The organism is Mesorhizobium sp. KR9-304, from assembly GCF_040049215.1.
Classification (GTDB): Bacteria; Pseudomonadota; Alphaproteobacteria; order Rhizobiales; family Rhizobiaceae; genus Mesorhizobium_K.
The window spans coordinates 428493-449689 of the sequence record NZ_JBDZDN010000001.1; the positions used below are offsets into that span (position 1 = coordinate 428493).

The 21197-nt window shown below is 64.4% G+C and carries 24 protein-coding genes, 2 tRNA genes and 1 pseudogene; 20 read left to right on the forward strand and 7 right to left on the reverse strand.

The genetic code is table 11. The features are described 5' to 3' along the window. Positions 1-2: 2 nt before the first annotated feature. Genes ABLE71_RS02085 through ABLE71_RS02100 form a run of 4 tightly spaced genes read right to left on the reverse strand, consistent with a single transcriptional unit; the run spans position 3 to position 3656 of the window. On the reverse strand, positions 3-818 hold the full coding sequence (locus ABLE71_RS02085; protein WP_348781714.1) for a shikimate dehydrogenase: 816 nt from the start codon (positions 816-818) through the stop codon (positions 3-5). 10 nt (positions 819-828) lie between these two features. Continuing rightward, positions 829-2124, reverse strand: a complete 1296-nt coding sequence (locus tag ABLE71_RS02090; RefSeq protein ID WP_348781715.1) for a TRAP transporter large permease — start codon at positions 2122-2124, stop codon at positions 829-831. Then, the gene (locus ABLE71_RS02095; RefSeq protein ID WP_348781716.1) at positions 2121-2645 is read right to left on the reverse strand and encodes a TRAP transporter small permease; all 525 of its coding nucleotides are present in this window, start codon (positions 2643-2645) and stop codon (positions 2121-2123) included. The genes ABLE71_RS02090 and ABLE71_RS02095 overlap by 4 nt, the downstream gene beginning before the upstream one ends. Positions 2646-2657: 12 nt before the next feature. After that, complete coding sequence (locus ABLE71_RS02100; protein WP_348781717.1) at positions 2658-3656, reverse strand: sialic acid TRAP transporter substrate-binding protein SiaP; 999 nt, start codon at positions 3654-3656, stop codon at positions 2658-2660. A gap of 197 nt (positions 3657-3853) precedes the next feature. Here ABLE71_RS02100 and ABLE71_RS02105 point away from each other — a divergent pair, with 197 nt between their 5' ends. The 4 genes from ABLE71_RS02105 (at position 3854) to ABLE71_RS02120 (ending at position 6315) form a co-directional block, all read left to right on the forward strand. Beyond that, a complete protein-coding gene (locus ABLE71_RS02105; RefSeq protein WP_348781718.1) occupies positions 3854-4756 on the forward strand; it encodes a dihydrodipicolinate synthase family protein in 903 nt (300 codons plus the stop codon). Continuing rightward, the gene (locus ABLE71_RS02110; protein ID WP_348781719.1) at positions 4753-5424 is read left to right on the forward strand and encodes a GntR family transcriptional regulator; all 672 of its coding nucleotides are present in this window, start codon (positions 4753-4755) and stop codon (positions 5422-5424) included. Before ABLE71_RS02105 ends, ABLE71_RS02110 begins: the two co-directional genes overlap by 4 nt. 139 nt (positions 5425-5563) lie before the next feature. Beyond that, positions 5564-5845, forward strand: coding sequence for a hypothetical protein (locus tag ABLE71_RS02115; RefSeq protein WP_348781720.1), 282 nt, complete (start codon positions 5564-5566; stop codon positions 5843-5845). Positions 5846-6045: 200 nt separating this feature from the next. Next, positions 6046-6315: a hypothetical protein gene (locus ABLE71_RS02120; protein WP_348781721.1), complete on the forward strand. Its 270-nt coding sequence runs from the start codon at positions 6046-6048 to the stop codon at positions 6313-6315. A gap of 127 nt (positions 6316-6442) precedes the next feature. Here the strand turns inward: ABLE71_RS02120 and ABLE71_RS02125 are convergent. Continuing rightward, positions 6443-6517, reverse strand: a tRNA-Thr gene (locus ABLE71_RS02125). A gap of 151 nt (positions 6518-6668) precedes the next feature. Between ABLE71_RS02125 and ABLE71_RS02130 the strand changes: the two genes are divergently transcribed. Beyond that, positions 6669-6878, forward strand: coding sequence for a hypothetical protein (locus tag ABLE71_RS02130; RefSeq protein WP_348781722.1), 210 nt, complete (start codon positions 6669-6671; stop codon positions 6876-6878). A 123-nt stretch (positions 6879-7001) separates the two neighbouring features. Then, positions 7002-8294, forward strand: a complete 1293-nt coding sequence (murA, locus tag ABLE71_RS02135; protein ID WP_348781723.1) for a UDP-N-acetylglucosamine 1-carboxyvinyltransferase — start codon at positions 7002-7004, stop codon at positions 8292-8294. A 71-nt stretch (positions 8295-8365) separates the two neighbouring features. Here murA and recQ read toward each other — a convergent pair whose 3' ends face one another. Further along, positions 8366-10180 carry a DNA helicase RecQ gene (gene recQ / locus ABLE71_RS02140; protein WP_348781724.1) on the reverse strand — a complete coding sequence of 605 codons (1815 nt, stop codon included), beginning with the start codon at positions 10178-10180 and terminating at the stop codon, positions 8366-8368. A 114-nt stretch (positions 10181-10294) separates the two neighbouring features. On the opposite strand from recQ, the gene ABLE71_RS02145 reads away from it, so the two are divergent. The 11 genes from ABLE71_RS02145 (at position 10295) to ABLE71_RS02195 (ending at position 18319) form a co-directional block, all read left to right on the forward strand. Then, the gene (locus tag ABLE71_RS02145) at positions 10295-10783 is read left to right on the forward strand and encodes a VOC family protein (RefSeq protein WP_348781725.1); all 489 of its coding nucleotides are present in this window, start codon (positions 10295-10297) and stop codon (positions 10781-10783) included. Positions 10784-11323: 540 nt separating this feature from the next. Beyond that, entirely contained in the window at positions 11324-12928 is a 1605-nt protein-coding gene (locus tag ABLE71_RS02150; RefSeq protein WP_348781726.1) for a hypothetical protein, read from the forward strand. Between the two features lie 142 nt (positions 12929-13070). Then, positions 13071-13952, forward strand: coding sequence for a hypothetical protein (locus ABLE71_RS02155; protein ID WP_348781727.1), 882 nt, complete (start codon positions 13071-13073; stop codon positions 13950-13952). Between the two features lie 220 nt (positions 13953-14172). After that, complete coding sequence (locus tag ABLE71_RS02160; RefSeq protein ID WP_348781728.1) at positions 14173-14613, forward strand: DUF2948 family protein; 441 nt, start codon at positions 14173-14175, stop codon at positions 14611-14613. A gap of 10 nt (positions 14614-14623) precedes the next feature. Then, positions 14624-15916, forward strand: coding sequence for a histidinol dehydrogenase (gene hisD, locus ABLE71_RS02165; protein ID WP_348781729.1), 1293 nt, complete (start codon positions 14624-14626; stop codon positions 15914-15916). A 1-nt stretch (position 15917) separates the two neighbouring features. Beyond that, positions 15918-16403 (forward strand): UPF0262 family protein, encoded by a 486-nt coding sequence (locus ABLE71_RS02170; RefSeq protein ID WP_348781730.1) that lies wholly within the window; start codon positions 15918-15920, stop codon positions 16401-16403. Continuing rightward, positions 16403-16858 carry a low molecular weight phosphatase family protein gene (locus ABLE71_RS02175; protein ID WP_348781731.1) on the forward strand — a complete coding sequence of 152 codons (456 nt, stop codon included), beginning with the start codon at positions 16403-16405 and terminating at the stop codon, positions 16856-16858. The genes ABLE71_RS02170 and ABLE71_RS02175 overlap by 1 nt, the downstream gene beginning before the upstream one ends. 86 nt (positions 16859-16944) lie before the next feature. After that, positions 16945-17163 (forward strand): translation initiation factor IF-1, encoded by a 219-nt coding sequence (gene infA / locus ABLE71_RS02180; RefSeq protein ID WP_019172992.1) that lies wholly within the window; start codon positions 16945-16947, stop codon positions 17161-17163. Between the two features lie 27 nt (positions 17164-17190). Further along, a complete protein-coding gene (locus ABLE71_RS02185; RefSeq protein WP_348781732.1) occupies positions 17191-17820 on the forward strand; it encodes a Maf-like protein in 630 nt (209 codons plus the stop codon). A gap of 22 nt (positions 17821-17842) precedes the next feature. Next, a complete protein-coding gene (gene yacG, locus ABLE71_RS02190; protein ID WP_348781733.1) occupies positions 17843-18070 on the forward strand; it encodes a DNA gyrase inhibitor YacG in 228 nt (75 codons plus the stop codon). A gap of 173 nt (positions 18071-18243) precedes the next feature. Then, positions 18244-18319, forward strand: a tRNA-Phe gene (locus ABLE71_RS02195). Between the two features lie 73 nt (positions 18320-18392). On the opposite strand, the gene ABLE71_RS02200 is transcribed toward ABLE71_RS02195, so the two are convergent. Continuing rightward, on the reverse strand, positions 18393-18767 hold the full coding sequence (locus ABLE71_RS02200; protein ID WP_348781734.1) for a tyrosine-type recombinase/integrase: 375 nt from the start codon (positions 18765-18767) through the stop codon (positions 18393-18395). Between the two features lie 87 nt (positions 18768-18854). On the opposite strand from ABLE71_RS02200, the pseudogene ABLE71_RS02205 reads away from it, so the two are divergent. The 3 genes and pseudogenes from ABLE71_RS02205 to ABLE71_RS02215 form a co-directional block, all read left to right on the forward strand. Then, positions 18855-19317, forward strand: a pseudogene (locus tag ABLE71_RS02205) (IS5/IS1182 family transposase); the annotation flags it as partial. 407 nt (positions 19318-19724) lie between these two features. Further along, positions 19725-21029 (forward strand): ABC transporter substrate-binding protein, encoded by a 1305-nt coding sequence (locus tag ABLE71_RS02210; protein WP_348781735.1) that lies wholly within the window; start codon positions 19725-19727, stop codon positions 21027-21029. A gap of 22 nt (positions 21030-21051) precedes the next feature. After that, on the forward strand, positions 21052-21174 hold the full coding sequence (locus ABLE71_RS02215; protein ID WP_348781736.1) for a hypothetical protein: 123 nt from the start codon (positions 21052-21054) through the stop codon (positions 21172-21174). The last annotated feature ends 23 nt before the right edge of the window (positions 21175-21197 follow it).

Below are 21197 nucleotides of genomic sequence, written 5' to 3' on the forward strand. Positions count from 1 at the left end.
CATCACTCCGCCAGGGCCGCGCGCAGGGCCTGCTCGTCGACCACCCGTCCGGTGAACAGGCGAAACGCGTCCAGCCCCTGGTGAATGAAGAGCTCGTAGCCGCCGATGACATCGAGCCCGGCCGCCGCTGCCGCCAGGCTGAACTCGGTCTGCCGCGGCGTATAGACCGCTTCGAAGGCCCAGCGCTGCGGACCGAGCAGTGAAACGTCGATCGGCGAGCCGGGATAGCCGACCATTCCGACCGGCGTGCAGTTGACGATGCCTTCGGCCGCACGGATTTCGGCATCCGCGGCATCGCGCACCTTCACCGTTGCCGCGAGGCCGCCGAGAGCTTGCGCAAGCGCCTCCGCCCTGGCGATATCCGTGTCGACGATCGTCAGTTCCCCTGCCCCGAGCGCCGCCAGTCCGAAGGCGACGGCGCGCCCCGCCCCGCCCGCGCCGACGATCACCGCGCGTCCGGGGGTGGCCGAACCGAAAGCTGCGCGCCAGGCGGCGATGAAGCCGCTATGGTCGGTGTTGTAGCCGCGAGCGCGGCCGCCCTCGAAAACGACGGTGTTGATGGCGCCCAGCCTGCGCACGAGCGGGTCGTCGATCTCGGCTCTCGCGACCGCGATCTGCTTGTACGGGTAGGTGATGTTGAGGCCCCGCATGCCGGATGCCCGGCAGTCCTCGAAGACCCGGTCGAAATCCTTGCCGAGTTCGCCCGGAATGAGAAGCTCGTAGCTCACATCCAGCCCGGCCAGGCGCCCGGCCTCGCGATGCAGTCGCGGCGCGCGCGACGGCTTGATGTTGTCGCCGATGAGGCCGAGCCCGATCATCGCGCAGCACTCATCCCTGATATCCGAACTGGCGCGGCAGCCAGAGCGTCAGGTCCGGAAACAGGATCAGCAGGAGCAGCGTGGCTATCAGCGCCAGGAGATAGGGGACGATCTCCCGCACGATGGCGCTGACGGCAATGCCGGTCGCGCCGTTGATGACGAAGAGCAGCATGCCGTAGGGCGGCGTGATCAGGCCGATCATGCAGTTGACCACCGCCACGACGCCGAAATGCACGAGATCGATTCCGAGCGCCCGGCATGCGGGAATGAACAATGGAATGATGACGAGGATGATGGTCGTTGCATCGAGCAGGCAGCCGAGGAACAGGAACAGCAGGTTGGCGAAGAGCAGGAACGCCAGGGGCTTGAGATCGAGATAGTCGAGCATACTGGCTATGGAGTTGGGCACGTTCTCGACGGCGACGATGTAGTTGAAGATCAGCGCGCTGCCGATGACGAGGCCGACCGAGGCCGAAGATTTGGCGCTTTCCGAGAACACGTTGGAGAGGGATCGCCAGGTGACGGAGCGGTAGAGGAAGGCGGCAAGCAGCAGCGCGTAGAGCGCCGCGACCGCGGCGGCTTCCGTCGGCGTCGTCGCGCCGCCATAGATGCCGGCCAGCAGGATCACCGGCATCAGCAGCGCCGGAAACGCCCCGAAGGTGATGCCGGGCAGCTTGCGCAGCGGCACGCTCTCTTCCGCCGGGATGTCGCGCTTGTGGGCAATCCAACTGGTCAGCACCATCATGACCAGCGTCATCAGCAGCCCGGGAACGACGCCGCCGAGAAATAGGTAGCCGATCGATGCGTCCGAGACGAGCGCATACATCACCATCGGGATCGAGGGCGGAATGATCGGGCCGATCGTTGCGGAAGCGGCCACGACCGCGCCCGCGAAACCCGGTGAATAGTGCCCGCTCCTGATCATCATGTTGATGGTGACCTTGCCGACGCCGGCCGCATCGGCGACGGCGGAGCCGGACATGCCGGAGAAGATCAGGCTGACCAGGATGTCGACCTGCGCCATGCCGCCGCGGAAGCGGCCGACGACCGCCTTGCAGAAATCGAGCAGCCGGTCGCTGATGGCCCCCTCGTTCATGATGTTGGCCGCGACGATGAACAGCGGCACCGCCAGGATGATGAAGCTGTCGTAGATGCCCTGGATCATCTGCTCGGCCGCCAGTCCGAGATCCTGCCCGGCGACGGCGAGATAGACGACCGCCGCAACGATCATCGAATGGGCGATCGGCGCGCCGATCGCCGCCAGGCCGAACAGGACAACCAGGCAGAGCGTGAAGGCGGGGCTCATATGGTCGGCACCCCGGTGTGCTCTTCCGAATGATCCGTCTGGCGCTCCTCGGGCAGACGGCCGCCGCGAAGCAGCCGCCACACTTCATACCCGCTGCGCACGATGACGGCGGCGGCGAAGATGGCGTACACCGAAAACACCACGTCCAGCCGGATGCCGATCGTCGGGCTCTTCTTGATCCGATAGAAGGTTATGTAATCGAGCGAAGCGGGAAACGATGCGGCGAAGCCGGCAAAGAGAGCAGCCGCCGACGTGATCGCGAACCAGCGGCGCGTGCGGTGTCCGACCCATGTGTAGAGGACGTCGAAGCGCACCTGGTCGCGCTCCGTCAGCGAAAACGCCGATCCCCAGAGCACCAGCCAAAGCCAGGCCGTGACGCAGACCTCCTGCGTCCAGCTCAGCGGATCGTTCATCACGTAGCGCGTGAATATCTGCAGGATGAAGGCGGCAAACATGGCGGCGAGCAAAGCCGCCGACACATTGTCCGCCAGCGCCCGCAGCCAGGCGAGCGTTCTCCGCATCGTGCGCCGCTTCTACAGCGCGTTGATCTTGTCGACCATGCCCTCCGGCCAGGCCTTGGCCAGATCGGATTCGAGATAGGCCTTCTGCACCTGGGTTCGGAAAGCCTCGACATCCGGCGTATAGACCTTCAGCCCCTTGTCCTTGAAGAACTGCTCGAGTTCGGCTTCAAGGGCGAGCTGCTTCTGGCGCCCCGCCTCCGCTGCGTCGTCGGCGGCCTTCTGCATGGTTGCCTGCTGTTCCGGCGTAAGGCCGTCCCAGACCTTCTTCGAGATGGCGAGATAGTTGAGGTCGACGAGGTGGCTGGTCAGTACGATCTGGTCGGTGACCTCGTAGAACTTGGAGTCGCGCGTCGAGGGCAGCGGATTGTCCTGGCCGTCGACCGTGCCCGTCTGCAGCGCGGTATAAATCTCGGTAAACGCGATCGGCACCGGATTTGCGCCGAGCGCCTTGCCCAGGAACTGCCAGGATTCGGTATTCGGCATGCGCAGCTTGATGCCGGCCATGTCGGCAGGCGTCTTGATCTCCTTGTCGCCCTTCAGGTTGAGCTGCCTGCGGCCGAGATACATGACGGTCAACAGCTTCACGCCGAGCTCGTCCTCCACCTGCTTCTTCATCGGATCCATGAAGTCGGCCGCGAACACCTTCTTCTGGTGCTCGGCGTCACGATGCAGGTAACCGGCGGCGAAAATCGACCACTCGGGATAGATGGTCGAAAGTTCCTGCGCCGAGGCGATCGACATTTCGAGATTGCCGCGGGAGATGGCCTCGAGTTCTGTGCCCTGCTTGAACAGCGTGGCGTTCCAGTGCGGCTCGAACTCGGCAAAACCGGCGATGGCCGGCCCGAATATCTCCGTCAGCGATATGGCGCGCTGGTCGGTCGGCGTCGCCGGCGACGACAGCCGCAGCTTCACCTTGTCCTGAGCGTGCGCCATTCCCGCGCCGATCGCCAGCGCGCCGAAGCCGATGGCCGTCGTGCCGAGGAAAGCCCGGCGATTGATTCGATTGTTCATGATGTTTCCTCCCTGAAACGTGTCTGCCCGGCTCCTCCCGGCAGACGGAATTGATCGCACAAGGCGTCCGGACTTGAAAGCCTGCCGGCTCGCGTCACGTCGCGCCTTCCAAACCTGCCGCCTGTTCGCTTCAAGGCATCTTGACCAAACTGCGAAACTGAGCAACATGTTAGATATTGATCACTATGAAGTTGGAAATGAAAAAGCAAGACATCTTTGGCCTCTCGGCCGCGCTGATCACCCCTTTTCGCGCCGACGGGGCAATTGACCTGCCGCGTCTGGTTCACCACGCGCGCTACGTCCTTGCCGAAGGCTGCGACAGCATCACGCTGTTTGGAACCACCGGCGAAGGCTTCTCGATCGGCATGCGGGAGCGGGCCGCGATGGCCGGCGCCGTCCTGGGAGCCGGGATCGATGCCGGGCAGTTCTACGCGGGCGTGACGGCGACGACCGTGGCGGATGCGGTCGAGCAGTCCCGGCTTGCACTCGACTTCGGCGCTCGCGGCCTGCTTCTGGCGCCGCCCTTCTACTTCAAGAACCCCGGCGAGGACGGCCTGTTTGCCTGGTTCTCCGAGGTGATCGAGGGCATCGGGGCCGACGCGCGCGGCGTCATCCTCTACCACATCCCGGGACAGACGGCCGTCCCCCTGTCGGTCGGCCTGGTCGGCAGGCTGAAGCGCGCCTTCCCCGGCGTGATCGCCGGCGTCAAGGATTCGTCGGGAGACAAGGCCACGGCGGCGGCCTTTCTCGCCACTCGTGGCGAGTTGGCGATTCTCGTGGGCGACGAGCGGCAACTCGCCGAAGCGATGCGCAACGGCGCGCAAGGCTCGATCTGCGGCCTCGCAAACCTCGCGCCCAGACTTCTGGTCGACGCAATCCATGGCCGCAGGGACAATCCGCTGATCGTTCCGCTCGTCGACCTCATCGTGTCATATCCGGTGCTTCCGGCTGTCAAAGCGCTGGTCGCGCACATCCATGGCGACGACGGATATGCCCGCATGCGCGCGCCCCTCGTCGATCTGCCCGCCGCCGACCGCGCCGCGCTGATCAGCGCATACGAGGCGATCCTTGCGCCCGGGCGGGACAGGAAATCGGCATGAGCGAAGGACCGGCAGGAACCCCCGAGGCGCTGAAGCTGCGCGAGCAGGCCTATGTCGGCTATACGCGCAGCCTGCTCGCCAACGAGATCAAGCCTGGACAATTCATCACCCAGCGCGAGCTGGTCGCCATCACCGGCCTGCCGCTCGGCGCCATCCGCGAACTCGTGCCGCGCCTCGAGGCCGAAGGCCTGATCCGCACCGCGCCGCATCGCGGCATGCAGGTGCCGCAGGTCGACATCAATCTCGTCCGCAACGCGTTCCAGTTCCGCCTCTTCCTGGAGGAGGCGGCGGTGCGCATCTTCGCGCGTTCCGCGCCGGCCGGCCTGGTCGCGACGATCCGGCAGCGCCACGAGGCCGTGCTTGCCCGCCACAATGCCGGCGAGGACGCCGGCCTGATGGAAGAGGCGGAGGCCACCGACCTCCTGCTGCACGAGGCGGTAATCGATCATCTGGGCAACGAGATCGTCTCGAATGCGTACCGGGTGAACTGGATCAAGATCAAGCTGATCCGCCTCGCCGAAACCCGCCTCTACGTCACGATGATCCCGCAGGTGATGGGCGAGCACATGAAGATCATCGAAGCTGTCGAGCGCCGCGACGAGGACGCGGCGGCACATGCGATGGCCGACCATATCGGCATCGCCCGCCAGCGCGCGGTGAATATCTGAGAAGCGCCTACGCCGCCCTGGCTGAGCTCGCCGGCCGCGCACGATCGGCGTGCAGCTTCCCGGCAGGCAGTCATCGGCATCCGGAACCAATACGGGCCGCTTGCCGTTTCCCGAGCAATTCAAGCCGGAGAGCACCAACATGGCAGACAACACCACGCCCGCACGCGGCAGCGACGACCTGGCCGCCGAGGTCGCCAAGCTGAAGCGCGAAATCGCCAACCTCAAGGCTGCGCTCGCCGAGCGGGCCGACGACATCGCACAGGGTGCTGCCCGCGCCGCCGACGTGGTCGTGCAGCCGATCCGCAACCATCCGGGCACCGCCGGCATGCTTTTCGGCGGCCTGGTCGGATTGCTGGCGGGGCTGGCGATCGCGCAGGCGTTCGAGCAGCGGCCGAACCACTGGTACGACAGATACCGGTAGCTCTACCGGCAGCTTTGCATCTGCCCAACGCGGCGACTGACGCACGAACGGGGAGACATCCGTGTCTCCCCGCGACCATTTTGTTGCAGCTATTTCAGTGTCTTGGTGAGAGGGGTCAGGACCCGCAGTGAACCATTCCCGAGCTTGGCACGACTGAAGAACCGTCGTCAGGAACGACAGCCAACTTCGGAGGTACTGCAATGACCATGAGCACTGGAAGACTGATCGCCCTTGGGATCGCTTTTGGCGGCCTCATCTCGACCGGACTGACTTCGACAGCCGGGGCCCACCCCCACGACCTGCTGGCGCAATGCCAGTTGCCGAGCGGGAAATGGGTGATGTGCGACGAAACGATCCACGACACTTTGACGGGCCAGCACGTCCCGAAAGCTTCGGCCGGCAGGCCCGGCAGCCTGAAGGTTGCGCCGCCCAGCCCGACACGCAAACTCAAGGCCGCCCCCGGGAACTGACAATGCCCCGCCTGGATCCGGGAACACGGGCAGTCCCTCCGTTCCCGGATCGAGGCTGGCCGAACAGCAGTCTGGGCAAGCTTGCAAAGCTCGCCGTCAGGCTGCCTATTTCGCATGGGAAGGGGAATGGTGCTGCCAGAGAGGATTGAACTCTCGACCTCTCCCTTACCAAGGGAGTGCTCTACCACTGAGCTACGGCAGCTTCCGGATCGGGCGGACTTCTGCCATATCGATCCGGCTGGCGCAAGGCATGTGTTGACAGGCCGGCGGGGTGGACGTTGACGCCACGACAAGGCCACAATGAGCGCCGCTTTTTGGGGCGGCGCCGGTTTTGTCCGGGGATGGGACTTTGCATGACGTCGAACGCCGACAAGCCGGGATCGAAACTCGACCGCAAGGCGCGGCTCGCCGAGGAGCTGCGCAACAATCTGCAACGCCGCAAGGCGCAGGCGCGCTCGCGCCGCGCCGGCGGCGCCGACGAGCGGCCCGAGGGGCTGGCCGCGCCCAGATCGGACGGCGCGCCGGGGAATGACAACGAACCTTTCCGAGAGGCAGACACCTGACCGCGGCGCCACTTGCGGCCTCGTGGCGGCCGGCGGCGAACTCCTGTTCCTTGAACCTGATGATACGATGGTTTAGAGGGGCGGCTTGCAACCACAGCCGGAAACCGGCGGGGGAATAGTTTCATGGACAGCATCAGGGTAAAGGGCGGCAACGAGCTTAACGGCCGCATTCCGATCTCGGGCGCCAAGAACGCGGCGCTGCCGCTGATGATCGCCTCGCTCTTGACCGACGACACGCTGACGCTGGAAAACGTGCCCGATCTGGCCGACGTCCAGCAGCTCATCCGCATTCTCGGCAACCACGGCGTCGACCATTCCGTCAACGGCCGCCGCGAAAAGCAGAACGAAGGCTATTCGCGCACCATCAACTTCTCGGCGCGCCACATCGTCGACACCACGGCCCCCTACGAGCTGGTGTCGAAGATGCGGGCGTCCTTCTGGGTGATCGGGCCGCTGCTTGCCCGCATGGGCGAGGCGAAAGTGTCGCTGCCGGGCGGCTGCGCCATCGGCACGCGGCCGGTCGACCTCTTCCTCGACGGGCTGCAGGCGCTGGGCGCCGAGCTCGACGTCGAAAGCGGCTATGTCGTCGCCAAGACCAGGAACGGCAGGCTCACCGGCAACCGCTTCGTCTTCCCGAAAGTCTCGGTCGGCGCGACGCATGTGCTGATGATGGCGGCCTCGCTCGCCAAGGGCGAGACGGTGCTGGAGAACGCGGCGCGCGAGCCCGAGGTCGTCAACCTCGCCGAATGCCTGAACGCCATGGGCGCCAGGATATCCGGCGCCGGCACCTCCACCATCACCATCGAGGGCGTCGATTCGCTGTCGGGAGCCCGCCACCGGGTCATCCCCGACCGCATCGAGACCGGCACCTACGCCATGGCGGTCGCCATGACCGGCGGCGATGTCGTGCTCGAGGGCGCGCGGGCGGATCTGCTCCAGGGCGCGCTCGACATATTGTCGGAAACCGGCGCGGAGATTACCGCCGTACCGGACGGCATCCGCGTCAGGCGCAACGGCAACGGGCTGCGCGCGGTCGACGTGACGACAGCGCCCTTCCCCGGTTTCCCGACCGACCTGCAGGCGCAGTTCATGGGCCTGATGACCATGGCAAGCGGACAATCGAAGATCACCGAGACGATCTTCGAGAACCGCTTCATGCATGTGCAGGAGCTTGCCCGCCTCGGCGCGCACATCTCGCTCGCCGGCCAGACGGCGATCGTCGACGGCGTATCGCGGCTGAAGGGCGCGCCCGTGATGGCGACCGACCTGCGCGCTTCGGTTTCCCTGGTCATCGCGGGTCTGGCGGCGGAAGGCGAGACGACGGTCAGCCGCATCTACCATCTCGACCGCGGCTTCGAACGGCTGGAAGACAAGCTCACCGCATGCGGCGCTGTCGTCGAGCGGCTTTCGAGCTGAGCGCGCAGCGCTGCGCCCTTATCTTCTCCCTGGTTGAATTTCGGCGGCGGGCGAAGTCCCGCCAGCCGTCGTCACCGGTGCTCTTCTATCACCGCCAGGAAGGCCGGGCCGTAGCGGTCGAGCTTGGTTTCGCCGACACCTGCCACCTCAGCCATCTCGGCGCGCGACGATGGCTTGGCCGCCGCCAGCTCGGCCAGCGTCTTGTCGTGGAAGATCACATAGGGCGGCAGGTTCTGCGCCCGCGCAATCTCCATGCGCTTCTGCCTCAGCGCCTGGAACAGGTCGCGGTCCGCGTCGGCGACGGCCGCCTGCGCCGCGCCGCGCGCGCTCCTCTCGCGCCGATCCTTGTCTCCCCTTGCGCGCGGAGCCGAGGCCACGCGCAGCATCAGCTTTGGCTTGTCGCGCAAAAAATCGCGGCCGGCCGGCGCTATCGACAGGCCGCCATGGCCGGCGAAGTCGACATCGACGAACCTCAGCGCAACCAGCTGGCGCAGGATCGCGCGCCATGTGCGGCTGTCGTGTTCTGCGCCTATGCCGAAGGTGGAGATGCGGTCGTGCCCGGCCTGGACGATGCGGTCGCTGCCGACGCCCAGCAGCACATCGACGACATAGGCCTGCCCGAAACGCTCGCCGGTGCGGTAGATGCAGGACAGCGCCTTCTGCGCCGCGATCGTGCCGTCGAACAGCTTTGGCGGCTCGGCGCAGGTGTCGCAATTGCCGCATGGCTCGCTATGGTCGCCGAAATAGGACAAGAGCACCTGCCGGCGGCAGTGCGCCGTCTCGGCCAGCCCGAGCAGCGCGTCCAGCTTCTGGCGCTCCATACGCTTGCGCTGGTCGGGCGCATCCGACTCCTCGATGAAGCGGCTGCGCAACGCGATGTCGCCGGAGCCGTAGAGCATCAGCGTGTCTGCCGGCAGGCCGTCGCGCCCGGCGCGGCCGGTCTCCTGGTAGTAGGCCTCGATGCTGCCGGGCAGGTCGACATGGACGACGAAACGCACGTCCGGCTTGTCGATACCCATGCCGAAGGCGATGGTGGCGACCATGACCACCGCCTCGCCACGCTGGAAGCGCGTCTGGTTGGCCTCGCGCGCCGTCTTGTCCATGCCGGCGTGATAGGCGAGCGCGTCGTAACCCTGGTCGCACAGCCAGGCGGCCGTCTCCTCGGTCTTGCGCTTCGACAGGCAGTAGACGATGCCGCTTTCGCCCCGGCGCCGCTTGAGGAAATCCTTCAGCTGCGCGCGCGGATTGTCCTTTTCCTCGACGGCGTAGCGGATGTTGGGCCGGTCGAAACCGGCGATGAAGGCGTCGCTCCCGGCGATCGCGAGGTGCGTCAGGATTTCCTGGCGCGTCGGCTCGTCGGCCGTCGCCGTCAGCGCCATCCTGGGCGTTCCGGCGAAGCGGGCCACCACCGCGTCGAGCTGCCGGTAGGACGGGCGAAAATCATGCCCCCATTGCGACAGGCAGTGCGCCTCGTCGATGGCGACCAGCGACAGCTTCACGCCGTCCAGCCGCTCCAGCACGTCGGGCCGCAGCAGCGTCTCGGGCGCGACGTAGAGCAGGTCCAGGCCGCCGCCGCGGACGTCGCGCCACAGCGCGCTGCGCTCGTCGCCCGCCAGGTCCGAATTGAGCGCCGCCGCCCGCACGCCGGCCTGCCGCAACGCCGCCACCTGGTCGGCCATCAGCGCCAGCAGCGGCGACACGACCAGCCCCATGCCCGGCCTGGCGATGGCGGGGATCTGGTAGCAAAGCGACTTTCCGCCGCCCGTCGGCATCAGCACGAAGGCGTTGTTGCCGCCGATGACGTGTTCCACGATCCGCGCCTGCGGTCCCCTGAACGCATCGTAGCCGTAGACGGTTTTCAGGATTTCGAGGGCGCTGGGGGACATCTGCAGGAGCACGGAGAATCGCGGGAATGCTCTTCATAGCAGCTTCGCCGCGATTGTGACCGCGAATGCCGAGCCTCGCCTGTGCGCCACAACGAGAAAGATGAGAGAGATGCCATGTCAGTTTCGCAGGCGGTCAACCGTCTTCAAGCAGCCACCGGCCGCCCGACCGGCAGCTCAACAACGCAGGAACGATCAATGAGCAGGAAGATTTTCATCAGCCTCCCGGTGACCGACGTGGAGGCGTCCATGGCTTTCTATGAATCGCTCGGGTTCAGGAACAATCCCCAATTCACCGGTGAGACTGCTGCGGGGATGGTGTGGAGCGACGAAATCAATTTCATGCTGCTCAGCCGTGAAAAATGGCAGACCATGACCACCCGCCCCATCCCGCCGTCAGGGTCCAGCGAGGTCATGCTGGCGCTGTCCCTGGACAGCCGCGACGCCGTCGATGCGATGGCCACCGCGGCCGCCGCAAACGGCGGCACGGCCGACATCAATCCCATCGAGGATTACGGCTTCATGTACACACGCGACCTCGCCGACCCCGACGGCCACGCCATCGGCGCGATGTGGATGGACGTTTCTGCGATGCCTTCGGGCTGAGGCGGGCGCAACGGAGCACCTCCCTTCTCCCCTTGAGGGAGAAGGTGGATCGGCGCGCAGCGCCGAGACGGATGAGGGGTGTTCCAGCTTGGCGAATACCCCTCATCCGCCTTCACTTCGTTCAGGCACCTTCTCCCCCTCGAGGGGAGAAGGAAGGACCACGCCTTGGGCAAGATTTCTTCTACCGCGCCCGACGTGATCTCCCCCCTTGCGGGGGAGAAAGGATTTTCACGATCTTAGCGGAGCAGGCCGAAGGCCGACGCTACTTCGTAGAAAATCCAAGAGAGGGGGTCGCAGGAGTTCCCATTTTCGCCCTTAACGCCTGCAAGGGCAGGCCGCGACGCCATACCTGTTGCTCAATGATCAGATTATAGTTCCGAAGCCGCCGCTGTGGATCGGCAGTATGTCCCGAGATATGAGCCCCTTGTATTAGCTGCTTGCATTTGCAAAATCTAAGGGTCAGTCCCTCAAGAACTCGACCGTGGAACATGTGCTGTCAAAGGCGACGGCGCCTTCCAAAATTTCAGCAAATATTTCCATATGTATCAGGCGATGGGCAAGGAACGCGAACTGCTGAAGCCGACACGACCCCGACTAATTCTCGCGCGTGGTCGCTATTGTCGGTTTCTGGCGCGCTCCGCAGACGAGCACGCCCTGCAGGCCATTTGGGCAGTCCATGCCATCCAGTCGGGCCGCGTAGATTCAGCGAAGCCTTTTCTGAAGTTCCCGGAGGATGCTGACGTTTCCACGATGGATGAGCCAAAGGCCATCTATAAGTGGGAGTTGGAAACTTTCATCACGTCACTCCTGACGACGGCCAAGGATAAGCCACGCGAAGGCCGGCACCACATTACGAACCTTACCAAATTCGACTCCTTGCTCGAATTGACACGGTTCCTGCGCGATATCGAGGAGTGCGAGTACGCGCTAACGTCTCGACCGGAGGATATCTTCGAAGAGATGTACCGGATTGGGCAGAGGCAGTTTTCATGGCAGCGTGGCACCAACCGCGAGCAGATATTCCGATATGCCTATGTTTACGGGCAGGGAGACTGCGCTGAGTACTTTCGGGAGCGCAACGGGCTGTCCGTGCAGGACTTCATGCTCATGAGCTTAATGATCTGCGGCCTGCTGTTCGACCAGCCTTGGACACGAATGCCCGACCTAACGAAGTCCGAATTCAGCCAGGACCAGTTGAACAAGACTCTTTCAATACTTAGCATAGACGTGGTGCAGGCGCGCTCGCGAGCCGCCGAACTCAATCGCGAGATGACACGGCGCATCGGGCGCCCTTTGAGAATAGCCTACATGCCGAGCCTCATGCGGCGGTTTCCCCTATTCAGCCGCACCGACGCCCGAGAAACTGGCTACATCGCGCCGCTTCCGCCCCTTGTGTTGGCTCGCGTCACGGCCGGCCTGTACTACGACTTCATGGCCGGCTCACAACAGATGATGGAGAAGGCCAATCGCCGATTCGAGCAGTATATCCGCAAGCTACTGGTCGCTTATCACGGGCGCGTGGAAGCGTTCAGCGGCGACCGCTACGGGCCAAAGGGTCTAAAGGTCAACCCACCTGACTGTCTTGTGATGGACGGCAATGAGATCAAGATTGCCATAGAATGTAAAGCGACCAAGCTGACGTTTGAAGCCCAGTTCGCCGAAGACCCCCTGAGTAGTGCCAAACAGGGGTTCGAGCAGATGGCTAAGGCGGTGTTCCAACTTTGGCGCTTCTTCTCGCATGCCCGCCGTGGCGTATACACCGATCAATCCGTTTCAGCGACTGCCATCGGAGTGGTCCTGACCATGGACGCGTGGATGCAGATGGCGGGCAAACTTCGTGACGCCGTCATGCAGCGCGCACGGGGGATGGCGCAGGAAAATCCAGACATCACGGATCAGGATAAGCGCAACGTTGTTTTCTGCTCGGTTCAAGAATTGAACGACGTGTGCGCTGAGGTTGAGTTCGACGGACTGATGGAGGTGATGAACCACGCCCTCACCGCAAAGTATCATGGTTGGAGCATACTGGAAGTGATGAGGGATTGCGGCGTCAAGCGTACCAAGAAAGGGTTCCCCATGAAGGCCGGCGATTTGGTGCCGTGGTTGGACGCAATAGCCGACCCTACCAATCGTCCCTTCATGTAGAAACACAACGCTGAAGGGCTTCACCGACGACGCAGTGCAGTCACGCGGGACAGACAAGCCCTCCCCCAAAAAATCCCCCCACCTTTTATCCACACCCCTCCCGACCTGCCCCATAATCCCGCCGCCTTGAAAGGAGGCGGCGATGGACGGAACTTTGGCGATCGACAACAACCTCAATGCGCTGAAGCGCATCCTCGCCGGCCTGGTCGCCATGGCCGGGCTGGGGCAGCCGGCAATCGCCAGTCGGCAGTCGGGGGCTGCCGATGGTGGCACGCATCCCGACTGCCCTTTGCCGACTGCCGACTGCCACCCCACTCTCCCCCGTCACCTGCGCCTCGCCATTCTGCGCCTGCTGCGTCCGGCCGAATCCGCCGCCCGCCGACTGATCATCGCCGCCGCGCGGGGCCTCACGGTAACCCTGCCACCCCCGCGCCCATTCCAGCCAAAACCCGTCAGCCCGGAGCCGACGCTGCGCCGCTTCGGCATCGCCGTCACCCTGTCGCCCAAGGACCTTGAAGCCGGGTTGATCCTCCCCCGTTCACGGGGGAGGGGGACCGGCGAAGCCGGTGGAGGGGGCACCCGTCGCGCAATCGCCCTCCCCCTCTTCGAGCCGCTACGCCCTCTCCGCTCGAATGCCCGCCGCACCGTGCCCCCGCACGCCGCTCCGCGCATCCTCCTTCCCGGCATTGCCGCGCCGCATCCCCTCCCCCCGCCGCCGTCGCGCGACGACCCGATCGACGCCACGCGCCTCACCCAGCGCCTCGCCGCCCTTGCCGCCGCGCTCGACGATATCGAGGGGCAGGCAGAACGCTTTGCGCGCCGTCAGGCAAGGGCAGCACGGTCCGCCCATGACCGGCCGGCTCGCCGCATATGGCCGCTGCGTCCCGGCCGTCCGCCCGGCGGGCGTCTCACGCGCTACGATCCCTCAGCGATCCACGGCCGCCGCGTCCGCGAGGTCGACGAAATCCTCGCCCACGCCCACGCGCTGGCCCTCCATGCGCTGCGGCGCCCCGACACGTCATGAGCGCCATGATCCTCCCCCGTTTACGGGGGAGGTGGCCCGAAGGGACGGAGGGGGCGCCCCGGCAAGGCCCGAATGGACGGAGGAGCGCCCCCTCCACCATGCTGCGCATGGTCCCCCTCCCCCGCTTCGCGGGGGAGGATAGACTGGCGCTGCCCGGTTGCACGCCCCGCAAAGACCGCATAACTAGGCCCGGAAACCGAACCGACAGGCGTTCCCTTCCATGGATCTGCTGAAACTTCTTGCCCTCGACGAGGAAGACCTGAAGATCGTCTCCGCCCATGTGCAGGACGCGGTGATGAAGGTCGGCGACCTCGAATTCGTCGCCGTCACGAAGCAGTTCGTCGTGCCGATGTATCGCTTCGCCTGGGAGAAGGAAGCCACCGAACGCAGGCCGCAGCCCGAACGGCGCAACAGCCTGATGCATTTCACCCGGGTGCAGGCGGCAAAGCTGTCGGGCATCTCCCGCGCCAGGCCGGACGAAGTGCTGTCGCTGCTCGCGGTCACCTACACGGCGACCGATACGCCGGCCGGCGTCATCGATCTCGTTTTCGCCGGTGGCGGCGCGATCCGGCTCGAAGTGGAATGCATCGAGGCGCGGCTCGTCGATCTCGGCGGCGCCTGGGGCGCGTCCTCCCGTCCCGAACACAAGATCGACCGATAGAGACCGACAGATGGCCGTGACGCTCCGCCAGTCCGACAGCGATTTCGAGACGCGTTTTGCCGCGTTTCTCGCGGCCAAGCGCGAATCCTCGCCGGATGTCGACGCCACGGTGCGTGAAATCATCGCCCGCGTGCGCGCCGAGGGCGACGTGGCCCTCATCGACTACACGCAGAAATTCGACCGCGCCGACCTGATGTCGCTCGGCATCGCCGTCACCAGGGCCGACATTGCCGCGGCATATCGGGCGGCGGATGCCGAAACCGTCGAGGCGCTGAAGTTCGCGCAAGGCCGCATCCGCTCGCATCATGAGCGCCAGAAGCCGGCCGACGACCGCTACGTCGACGCCGCCGGGGTCGAGCTCGGCTCGCGCTGGACGGCGATCGAGGCTGTCGGCCTCTACGTGCCGGGCGGCACGGCGAGCTATCCGAGCTCGGTTCTGATGAACGCCATCCCCGCCGTCGTCGCCGGAGTGGAGCGCATCGTCATGACGGTCCCCGCATCCGGCGGCGTCATCAACCCGCTCGTGCTGGTCGCGGCAGACCTTGCCGGCGTCTCGGAGATCTACCGCATCGGCGGCGCGCAGGCGATCGCTGCGCTCGCCTACGGCACCGGCACGATCCGCCCCGTCGCCAAGATCGTCGGTCCGGGCAATGCCTATGTCGCCGCCGCCAAGCGGCAGGTCTTCGGCACGGTCGGCATCGACATGATCGCCGGCCCGTCGGAAGTGCTTGTCGTGGCGGATCGCGACAACGATCCGGACTGGATCGCCGCCGACCTCTTGGCGCAGGCCGAGCACGACGCCTCGGCGCAGTCGATCCTCCTCACCGACGACGCGGGTCTCGCTAGAGGCGTCGAGGCGGCCGTAGAGCGCCAGCTGAAGTCGCTGCCGCGCGCCGAGACGGCCGCTGCGAGCTGGCGTGACTTCGGCGCCGTCATCCTGGTCGGCGACCTTTTCGCGGCAATACCTCTCGTCGACCGCATCGCCGCCGAGCATGTCGAACTCGCCATCGCCGACGCGGAAGGTTTTCTCGCCAGGATGCGCAATGCCGGCGCCGTCTTCCTCGGCCGCCACACGCCGGAAGCCATCGGCGACTATGTCGGGGGCTCGAACCACGTGCTGCCCACCGCGCGGTCGGCGCGATTCTCGTCGGGCCTTTCCGTGCTCGACTTCATGAAGCGCACCTCGGTGCTGAAGCTCGGCCCGGACGAACTGCGCAAGCTCGCGCCCGCCGCCATCGCGCTGGCCAAGGCCGAGGGTCTCGACGCGCATGGGCGCTCGGTCGCCATACGCCTCAACATGTAAGATGACGCGGCCCGACCCCCTCAACGCGCGCCTGATCGACGTCGAACTCGACGACACGATCGGCCGCTCGACGCCCGATGTCGAGCACGAGCGGGCGGTGGCGATCTTCGACCTGATCGAGGAGAACAGTTTCCGCCCGGTCGGCGACACCGGCGAAGGGCCGTACCGGCTGAAGCTGTCGCTGGTCGAGGCGCGGCTCGTCTTCGCGATCTCGCGCGAGAACGGCGAGGCGGTCGTCACCCACATCCTGTCGCTGACGCCGTTCCGGCGCATCGTCAAGGACTACTACATGATCTGCGAGAGCTACTACGACGCGATCCGCAGCGCGACGCCGTCCCATATCGAGGCGATCGACATGGGCCGCCGCGGCCTCCACGACGAAGGCTCGCAGACGCTGAAGGAACGCCTTGCCGGCAAGATCGAGATGGATTTCGGCACCGCGCGCAGGCTGTTCACGCTGGTCTGCGTGCTGCATTGGCGCGGATGATGCTGGCGCACGCCCTCCCCCGCTCGGTGCTCTTCATGTGCCGCATGAACGCGGTGCGCTCGCCGATGGCCGAGCGCCTCGCGCGGCAGCTTCTTCCGCCCTCGGTCTTCGTGGCCTCTGCCGGCATCCATGTCGGCACGCCCGACCCATTCGTCGACGCGGTGCTTGCCGAAGATGGGCTGGCGCCCGGGGACCGCATGCCGAGAACCCTTGCCGATCTCGAGGATGACTATTTCGACCTCATCGTGACACTGGCGCCCGAGGCGCATCACGCCGCGCTGGAGCTCACCCGCACGCTCGCCGTCGAGGTCGAATACTGGCCGACCGCCGACCCGACGGCGACGCAAGGGTCCCGCGAACAGGTGATCGCCGCCTATCGCGACATGCGCGACCGTCTGAAGGCCAGGATAAAGGAGCGTTTCGGCGGGAAATCACGGCAAAACGGCGCAGATTAAGCTTGTTCACAAAGCCGCGACAATCATATAGGTTCCGCGCACTTCCGGACCGGCGCCGGAAATCAAATCCAGACCAAAGGTAAAGAATGCCGAAGGAAGAAGTCCTCGAGTTCCCGGGTACAGTTACGGAATTGCTGCCCAACGCGATGTTCCGGGTGAAGCTCGAAAACGAGCATGAGATCATCGCCCACACCGCCGGCCGCATGCGCAAGAACCGTATCCGCGTGCTCACAGGCGATAAGGTCCTGGTCGAGATGACCCCCTACGACCTGACCAAAGGCCGCATCACCTATCGCTTCAAATAGGACCGCCGCTGGCGACCAGGTACCCGGATGAGCGTTTTCCAGAAGCTTGTGCTTGCCTCGGGCTCGGCGCGCCGCATCGAACTCCTGCAGCAGGCCGGCATCGAGCCGGACCGGCTTCTGCCGGCCGACATCGACGAAACGCCGCAGCGCTCCGAGCACCCGCGCTCGCTCGCCAAGCGGCTGGCGAAGGAGAAGGCCGAGAAGGCGCTGGCCTCGCTGAAAAGCGAAGCCGACTACCAGCCTTCTTTCGTGCTTGCCGCCGACACGGTGGTGGCGCTCGGCCGGCGCATCATGCCCAAGGCCGAGATGATCGACGAGGCATCGAACAGCCTGCAGCTGCTGTCGGGGCGCACGCACCGCGTCTATTCCTGCGTCTGCCTAGTCACCCCGTCCGGCAAGCTGCGCCAGAGGCTCGTCGAGAGCAGGGTGCGCTTCAAGCGCATCGGCCGCGACGAATTGGAAAGCTACCTCGCCTCGGGCGAGTGGCGCGGCAAGGCCGGCGGCTACGCCATACAGGGGCTGGCCGGGACCTTCGTGGTCAAACTCGTCGGCTCCTACACCAATGTCGTCGGCTTGCCGCTCTACGAGACGGTCGCCCTGCTCAACGGCGACGGCTACCAAGTGCATTTCAACTGGCTCTCCGGAGCCAGGGGATAATGGGCAGGGGGATGATCGCGCGGTGAGCGAAGGCGGCGCGAAAATAACGCCGCTCCGGCCCAAACGCCCCTGCCCCGAATGTGGCGGGCCGTCCGCCCGTGCGACCTATCCGTTCTGCTCGACGCGCTGCAAGGACGTCGACCTTAACCGTTGGCTGACCGGCGCCTATGTCATTCCAGCACGCGACGACGAGGACGAGGACGCCAAGCCCGACGGCGAGCCCCCGTCCCCGGAATCCCGGCGGAATTGAGCAGCCGGACACGCGGCGCGCCCGGCGGCGTCCGGGTCGTTCCGACAGGCCTTCAAAATCCGGTTGCCAAAGCGCTGGACAGCCCGATTTCCCATGCTATAACCCACCCGTTTTCCGAGAGGCTTTCGAGCCTCCCGTCTTCCGGGCCGGGCTGCCGCCCACCTCGGAGAAAAGCCCAGGTAGCTCAGTTGGTAGAGCAGCGGACTGAAAATCCGCGTGTCGGTGGTTCGAATCCGCCCCTGGGCACCATTCCAACTGACTGTTTTCGTTAGCAATTCCGGGTTTCATTGCGCCGCTCTCATGTTGCGGTTTGACACTTTGGCTACGCGGGTTTGACATTTTGCGTTCGCCGCCTGTTCACTTCGGCGTCGAAATCCTTTACCACAGCCGACAGCTTCCGGGTCTTGTTCGCACGCTTCGAATAGTGGCGCGCCATCGCCTCGGTTTTTTGCGACAGCATGTCGGCGATTGTCCTGTCGTCGAACCCCATCTCGGCGAGGATCGTCGCCACTGTGTGCCGCAGTCCTTTCAGCGTCAGGCGCGGCCCCACGGCGCCAGCCTTTTCAAGCTTCGTGCGAACCGTCCGCCAGGACGCGCGGAACCCCGACGCCATGACGACCGCGACTAAGAAGCTGATCGAGATGATTTCTGAAGAGGCAACGGTTTCGGCGCGCAACGGCACATGGAGAACCGCCACACTTGACGTCGTTCTTCAGGCAGCGGACCGCGCGTGAAAAAACAACTATTGTCTACTACTGCCAGCATTCTCATCCGCCGGATCACTCGGTTCTATCGCCGCGACGGTGCCGACGACGCGGCCTGAGACCATTCGGTGTTCTCAAAGAACCGCGACCGGTTGCTGGAAGGCGACATCGCGGCAAAGTTCTTAGGTCCGGTGCTGGCGCAGCCCAAGGTGAAGAAGCATCTGTCTACCGACCACTTCTCTGCCAACGGCACACTGATCGAGGCGTTGGCATCGATGAAGAGCGTCAAACCGAAGGACGGCTCGGGCGAGCCACCGGCTGAAGGGGGCGGGCGAAACGCGGAAGCGGACTTCCATGGCCACAAGCGCTCGAACGAAATACATGCCTCGACTACCGATTCGAATGCCCGGCTCTATCGCAAGCGCAAAGGCAAGGAGACCAAACTGTGCTTTATGGGACATAGCTCGGCGGAGAAACCGCCACGGCCTGCTGGTCGATGCCTGCCCGACGCTAGCTGACCGGCATGCCGAACGGGAAGCGGCACGTGTGATGGCTCCACCGAGCTGCTCGACGACGACTCGATCGAGATCACACTCGCCTATCACGACGGCGACGAAGCCATCCTCAAGGCTAGGCACCTAAGTCGCGGAAATGACCGCACTTTCTCGAAACGGGCAAAGTGCTTCAGAAAAGCCACGACTGAATGGTGTTTCGCGGGGACTCGAACCGCCAACCAAAAGGGGAAGCTAACCCCAGGAAAACTCGACGGAATTTCGGCTCAATTTTGCGGAAATGCCCGAACAGAGACTTTTGGGCCGAAAAAACCAAACACTGGGTAGAGACACGTCTGAAAGCATCGCTTACCATCGCCTCGATTCAGGCAGCATCCTCGATCAGAAATCTTTCGCAAACGGCACCCTCACGATCTTGAGAAGTGTTTTGGAGGTTCCATGACGTTTCACTGGACCTTTTTTGTTCGGAGCGCATTCGCAGTGTTGCTCGCTTCTCTTTTCAGTTGGTCGTCGACCCAGCAGGGGTTTGGCCAATCGGGGATCGGCGGCGACCCCGGTACGGCCGGCCCTCCTGGTATCGAAGTTATTCATTGGTGGACGTCCGGAGGTGAAAAGGCGGCCGTCTCGGTATTTCAGACGGAGTTCGACAGGCTCGGACCGAACAAATGGATCGATTCGCCTGTCGTCGACGGCGCGGAAGCGATGAAAACCATTTTTGCGCGGGTCCGCGGCGGCAACCCGCCTGGTGCCGCGCAGTTCAACATATCGCGGCAGTTCGACCAGCTGATCAAGGAAGAACGGTTGCTCGACCTGACCCCGCTCGCGAAGAAGGAGCGCTGGCGCCGCATCATCCGTCCCAAATCAGTACTCGGCGCGTGCGAACGCAACGGACACATATGGTGCGTCCCGGTAAATATCCATTCATGGCAGTGGGCGTGGGTTTCGCTTCCGGTGCTCCAGAAATCCGGCGTCCCAGTACCCCGAGACATGGACGAGTTCCTAGCCGCCGCGCCGAAAATCAAGGAAGCGGGTTATATTCCATTTGCGCTCGGAGGAGAGCCTTGGCAGGAATACGGCCTCTTCGGCGTGTTGATGCTGAACATGGCTGGGCGCGACGTTCACTACAAACTTTACAAGAATCGCAATACCGCCGTCGCGCGCTCGCAGAAGGTCGCTCGCGTCTTCGAAGCCTTCCGGGCGCTGAGGGTCTATTCGGACAAATCGGCGAAGGGGCGAAGCTGGAGCAAGACTACCGACCTGGTCATTAACGACAAGGCTGCGCTACAGATCATGGCCGACTGGGCCAGGGGTGAGTTCGCGCAAGCGGGGAAGACACCAGGCGTGGACTATGAATGCATCCCGGGCCCCTCGGAAAACCCCTATTTTCAGGTTGGCGGGGACGTTTTCATCTTTCCCAAACAAAGCGATCCGGAGATCGAGAAAGCACAGCTGAAACTCGCCTCCATGATGCTCAATCCGCGTGTGCAGACGCTCTTCAACATGGCCAAGGGGTCCTTGCCGGTGCGTGACGATGTCGACCTCTCGCTCGCCGATTCATGCGTGAAAAAGGGACTGAATATCCTCAAGCGGCGCGGTTCCGTTGTGGAAAACAACGAACTCTTCCTCAGCGGGTCCACGGTCAACAAGATCCAAATCCTGCTCGACAAATTCCTGTGGGATGACAGCATCAGCGTCGAGGCGGCTCAGAACAGCTTTGCGAAGATACTGGCCAGTGATCGCTGACGCTCGGCCGGAGCATCGCTTCGTGGAAATCAGCGACGTGTTTGCCGCAATTCCCGACGGGAAGCCGGGGTCCCTGCTTTTCCCGGAGTTGCTCCAGGCGCACGGCGGCATCGCCCAAGCTGCCCGCAAGGCAACGATGCTCTAAGCCGCGTCCCCGCGTTCCGTTTT

Bases quoted from the DNA above. Each gene is read 5' to 3' on its own strand.
- ABLE71_RS02085 (WP_348781714.1), bottom strand. From the start codon at position 818: ATGATCGGGCTCGGCCTCATCGGCGACAACATCAAGCCGTCGCGCGCG.
- ABLE71_RS02090 (WP_348781715.1), bottom strand. From the start codon at position 2,124: ATGAGCCCCGCCTTCACGCTCTGCCTGGTTGTCCTGTTCGGCCTGGCG.
- ABLE71_RS02095 (WP_348781716.1), bottom strand. From the start codon at position 2,645: ATGCGGAGAACGCTCGCCTGGCTGCGGGCGCTGGCGGACAATGTGTCG.
- ABLE71_RS02100 (WP_348781717.1), bottom strand. From the start codon at position 3,656: ATGAACAATCGAATCAATCGCCGGGCTTTCCTCGGCACGACGGCCATC.
- ABLE71_RS02105 (WP_348781718.1), top strand. From the start codon at position 3,854: ATGAAAAAGCAAGACATCTTTGGCCTCTCGGCCGCGCTGATCACCCCT.
- ABLE71_RS02110 (WP_348781719.1), top strand. From the start codon at position 4,753: ATGAGCGAAGGACCGGCAGGAACCCCCGAGGCGCTGAAGCTGCGCGAG.
- ABLE71_RS02115 (WP_348781720.1), top strand. From the start codon at position 5,564: ATGGCAGACAACACCACGCCCGCACGCGGCAGCGACGACCTGGCCGCC.
- ABLE71_RS02120 (WP_348781721.1), top strand. From the start codon at position 6,046: ATGACCATGAGCACTGGAAGACTGATCGCCCTTGGGATCGCTTTTGGC.
- ABLE71_RS02130 (WP_348781722.1), top strand. From the start codon at position 6,669: ATGACGTCGAACGCCGACAAGCCGGGATCGAAACTCGACCGCAAGGCG.
- murA (WP_348781723.1), top strand. From the start codon at position 7,002: ATGGACAGCATCAGGGTAAAGGGCGGCAACGAGCTTAACGGCCGCATT.
- recQ (WP_348781724.1), bottom strand. From the start codon at position 10,180: ATGTCCCCCAGCGCCCTCGAAATCCTGAAAACCGTCTACGGCTACGAT.
- ABLE71_RS02145 (WP_348781725.1), top strand. From the start codon at position 10,295: ATGTCAGTTTCGCAGGCGGTCAACCGTCTTCAAGCAGCCACCGGCCGC.
- ABLE71_RS02150 (WP_348781726.1), top strand. From the start codon at position 11,324: ATGTATCAGGCGATGGGCAAGGAACGCGAACTGCTGAAGCCGACACGA.
- ABLE71_RS02155 (WP_348781727.1), top strand. From the start codon at position 13,071: ATGGACGGAACTTTGGCGATCGACAACAACCTCAATGCGCTGAAGCGC.
- ABLE71_RS02160 (WP_348781728.1), top strand. From the start codon at position 14,173: ATGGATCTGCTGAAACTTCTTGCCCTCGACGAGGAAGACCTGAAGATC.
- hisD (WP_348781729.1), top strand. From the start codon at position 14,624: ATGGCCGTGACGCTCCGCCAGTCCGACAGCGATTTCGAGACGCGTTTT.
- ABLE71_RS02170 (WP_348781730.1), top strand. From the start codon at position 15,918: ATGACGCGGCCCGACCCCCTCAACGCGCGCCTGATCGACGTCGAACTC.
- ABLE71_RS02175 (WP_348781731.1), top strand. From the start codon at position 16,403: ATGCTGGCGCACGCCCTCCCCCGCTCGGTGCTCTTCATGTGCCGCATG.
- infA (WP_019172992.1), top strand. From the start codon at position 16,945: ATGCCGAAGGAAGAAGTCCTCGAGTTCCCGGGTACAGTTACGGAATTG.
- ABLE71_RS02185 (WP_348781732.1), top strand. From the start codon at position 17,191: ATGAGCGTTTTCCAGAAGCTTGTGCTTGCCTCGGGCTCGGCGCGCCGC.
- ABLE71_RS02210 (WP_348781735.1), top strand. From the start codon at position 19,725: ATGACGTTTCACTGGACCTTTTTTGTTCGGAGCGCATTCGCAGTGTTG.